This window comes from Vibrio sp. YT-15 (assembly GCF_033337445.1).
GTDB classification, from domain to species: Bacteria; Pseudomonadota; Gammaproteobacteria; order Enterobacterales; family Vibrionaceae; genus Vibrio; species Vibrio alginolyticus.
In genome coordinates, this window is sequence record NZ_JAWOQR010000101.1 from 1 (window position 1) to 1,259 (window position 1,259).

The 1,259-nt window shown below is 47.3% G+C and carries 3 protein-coding genes; all 3 read right to left on the reverse strand.

The genetic code is table 11. The features are described from left to right. The coding region (locus R7D93_RS25555; protein ID WP_318129588.1) for a DoxX family protein at positions 1-228 on the reverse strand (228 nt) is incomplete at its 3' end. A gap of 10 nt (positions 229-238) precedes the next feature. Then, entirely contained in the window at positions 239-997 is a 759-nt protein-coding gene (locus tag R7D93_RS25560; RefSeq protein ID WP_318129589.1) for a DNA-binding domain-containing protein, read from the reverse strand. Then, on the reverse strand, positions 994-1,259 hold a 266-nt coding region (locus R7D93_RS25565; RefSeq protein WP_318129590.1), incomplete at its 5' end, for a DUF692 family multinuclear iron-containing protein. The genes R7D93_RS25565 and R7D93_RS25560, both read right to left, overlap by 4 nt.

The window sequence follows — 1,259 nt, forward strand, 5'->3', positions numbered from 1 at the left end:
TGTGCCTGAATAGGCGGCAAATTCCCAAGGTAGCAACGGAACTTGATACTCAAATTCGAACAAGTACAAGGTGCTATCCCATGAGGCAATTTTGATAAGGCCAGAATTAAAAAACACCCAAGCGACCCATAAACGGCAAAACAGCAGCAACAACGGCATTGCGTGAGTTTGTAAGCTGTTGGTGTATTCGTCGTAGCGGCTAATCAGGCTTTTAACAGAATCTGTCATCGTATCCTCCTTACGCGGTTTGCAGCGTAAAACCTTCAATCAGGTCAAGCGTCATGATGTGATTAAGATGAGCGAGCAACGGCTCGGGGATATCGCTCAAACATTGCTTTTGTTCCAAGCTGGCAAGCAATTGATAGGCTTCGTCATCCAGCGCGAAACACTGCGCTTCACCACTGGGCTCGACGCGGATCACCCCTTGTTGTAATTGGTTGATGTTGAGCTGATCGAATTGCTGAGTACGAACAGCTGCGAATAAATCAAACACCGCGTAATGAGCATCAAAGCACTTACACCCAGGACGAAGGTGGAAAACTAAATGAGAATGTTGCGACTCTGGTACGTGTGGTAATTCAGTCAGCGGTTGCACGGCTGTGTCTGCTTGATGCTCATAACGAGCTTGGCGAGCAAGGTCGATGTTCCATTCAAAGAGAGCAACTTCTGGGCTGTATGGTGCTTGAGCCATGACCTGACCAAACAACATCACAGTGAGGTGAAAGTCTTTTCCGTAGTGAATAACACTGCCTTCTTGGAGTGGGTGCGTTAAAACATGTTGGCGTGCTATTTGAGCAAAGCACGTTTCCCCTAGTAACGCTTCAACCATCGGATAAGTAGCAGAAAGGACTTCGCTCAAGCTGATGATAAAGTTGTTGCGATATATCTGCATGCGCTCGTCAGCGGTAAACTGACCGCTTGCAATATTACAGTCATCGCCCAATGCCTGATAGTGAAGCGCTTTCGCAAACTGGTTTTGTAAGGTGGCTAGCTTCATGAGGCTTTCCTCGTAGCGCTAAGCGGGGTGGTAATTTGGGAGAGAAGGAGCGAGGCCTTTTCCGCTTCTGCCAATAACACTTCTGGTGCTGGGATATCTAAGTCCCATTCAATTAAGGTATGGCGCGGACCATACTGTTCAACCCAGTGTTGATATAACTTCCAGACTTCCGTGCTAACTGGACGGCTGTGAGTATCAATCCAAATTTCGCCTTTATCGAGTTGCTTGATGGTGAAACCCGCCAAATGAATTTCATCCACTT